Source organism: Phytobacter sp. V69 (genome assembly GCF_965644215.1).
Taxonomy (GTDB): domain Bacteria; phylum Pseudomonadota; class Gammaproteobacteria; order Enterobacterales; family Enterobacteriaceae; genus Phytobacter.
In genome coordinates this window covers 1-2,591 of record NZ_CBFFRL010000353.1, presented here as the reverse complement: position 1 = coordinate 2,591, position 2,591 = coordinate 1, and the positions used below count along the sequence as shown (strand labels likewise).

The following is a 2,591-nucleotide window of genomic DNA, read 5'->3' as shown; positions in this document are numbered from 1 at the left end:
AGTGGCCGAACTGCTGCCATGGAACGTGGATCTCACCAATAAATAGCCGTCAATACGGCACTCACTGATCGCTTACTAATTTATTGAAAATCCCAGATCTCATATTACTCTTTATATTGTTGTGGATACCGCAATGCTCCTATCTAATCTTTGATTCATTTTGATCAAGCCAGCCCATCTCTGACTCAGGCGGGCTTTTTTTTGACCCGTTTTTACATGAACCGGTATGGTGTTAATCTTTCTTACGATGACTTTTGTCGCGAATTCCCCTGAGTGAAACAAACATTTTTTCCCGTGACGAGCGGGCTTTTTTACACCAAACCAGTAGAATGCCCGCACTTCTTTTATGCCGGGCAGATCAACGCCATTTTGACGATTAATTTTTACGGCTGAGTATCTGGCTGATTGTCCTCACCTGTGGATGTACCCGGCAGGTCGTCCACTGCGACATCTGAATCACCAGGTTGCTGCAAATCGTCCTGGACGCTCACCACCTCTTGCATCTCTTTCTCTATCGCCGCTATTTGCGCACGGGCAGCGGACGGATCATCAATCGCGAGCTTTACCAGGCCAAACAGCGTCTTGATTGCCTCAGTGTGGTATGCCGCAGCAGCACCAGCCGTATTGAGCATTTTAAAGTCCTCAATGACCGTGCCGTCGCTGAACTCACGACGTCCACCATCAATGATGGCCTCCTGGCAATCCTTTTCAACATCCTGAGCGATAAGACCCACTTCGGCCGCACCGTCTTTTTTGACGTATGTCACCCCGCGCCATGACAGAACCGCATTCAGGGCATCCGGAACCAGGGTGATTTTTTCCTTAAACCTCTCATCCGAGCCAGATATCCAGCTACCATCACAGGTTGCATTCCCGGTGTCATAAAAGTTAAATGTACGGTATGTCGAGCCATTAGCAGTAATGATGCGCGTCAGCATATTGGCTGATGTAACGTAAGCATCAATCCACGAATACTGGCTGGCATTTATGTAGCCATAAAGCATTCGACGGAATGTGTTGCTGTTTTCAGTTCCAACCCCCGCAGCAGAAGCAACAAACGCACTGTTAGTCCCCGTCACGTTAATTGATGAGGACACATTACCGCCAGTCTTCCCACCGACTGTCGCCAGTCGTGAATCATCGCCCGCCGCTACAGTTCCGGCGACTGTTCCAACGTCCAGCACCGCAGCGCCTTTTAGCCCCAGACCAGTGCGTGCCGTCGCCTGAGTGGTCCCGCCAGTACCGCCATTAGCCACGCCGAGCGTACTGTTTAGACCGAAGTACTCAAAGACGGTATAGTTTCGGGCACCGTTCACGCCCCGATAAATAACGTTAAATACCCGGCGCAGGGCCCCAACAGCATTCGAGTAAAGTGTCACCTGCAGGAGGCACCAGGATATTGCCGTTGTACTGGCCGGGTTGCCAGACAGGCCCATTACGTTAATTCCTACAGACACGCTGGTAGCCGTATCAATCGGCGACGGGGCATTCGCCATTGATGAACCGGTGACGCTATAGTTAGCACCGTTGACGAAATTGAATGTCTGCCAGTCAAAGCCATCCATAACAGAACTGGCCCCGCCGATACTGAAATTATTATTCAGGTAGTTGGCGAGTTGCGTCTGGGTGATCGTCTCGTCCCATGCTGACCATGTAGTCACCCCGCCTGAGGTAATACCTGTACGTTTAAAATGACGGTTGGCGTACGTTGCTGCCGATGACACGCAAGTGTACTCCTGAATAATCTGGTTAGTGGTTGCACGCCAGTACACCCGAAGAACGCCCGTTACCACCAAAGGAAGATTAGCTGAGGTAGCAGTAGTAACGTTATACAAACCCGGCATGGTGACAGTATTCAAATCGCCGTCAAAAAATTCAGTAGGAGACTGATACCCTACGTCAAACCACGGCCCCCACGGTCCGTTAGTCCCGTTCCACGAACCGGTTAATGTCCGGGTGAACATACGCCCGTAACGCGACGTATATCGCTGCGTCAGAATATTACCGCCGGTGAAAATTTCCAGAAAACCAATACCTGCCGAACCAATTACCGGATAGTTATTTGCGGCCGTGGCAAATGTCGAGTTGGTCAAACTCCAGTTACTACCCGCGTAATCTGGCCCCAGCGTATTCAGATCAACGTTGCCGATAGCCCCGAACCCACCCGTTGCAATGGCCCACGATGACCATGGTCCATCCGTGCCATTCCAGGTTGCAGTCAGTGCACGAACCCATTGCAAACCGTTCCATTGGGTGTAGACCTGCTGCCCCTGAAATCTACCGCCATTGTTCACTTTGACCGTGCCGACGCCAGCGCCAGCCGGGAATCCGTTCGCGGTGGTTAATCCGGTTCCTGTGCTTTTAGACCACTCGCCCTCGGTGGTTGCCGGGTTCATTGTATTCAGGTTCGCGTCAGCAGCCAACTGACCGCGATCGATCCAGGCGGTATTTGCGATACCGGATAATTTCGCCCATGACGGACCGCTAATCTGCACGCCCGTCGGCGTGCCGTTGGGCAGCGTGACTGTGATATCCCCGGAGCCAGAATAAAACGCCTGCCAGTTCGCGTTCTCCTGCAGTACACGGCGAAC

1 protein-coding gene is annotated in these 2,591 nt (G+C 52.0%); it reads right to left on the bottom strand.

Annotated features, from left to right (window positions below; genetic code table 11):
- Nucleotides 1-383 precede the first annotated feature (383 nt).
- The coding region (locus tag ACSZPU_RS24935; protein ID WP_499004276.1) for a pyocin knob domain-containing S74 family peptidase at nucleotides 384-2,591 on the bottom strand (2,208 nt) is incomplete at its 5' end.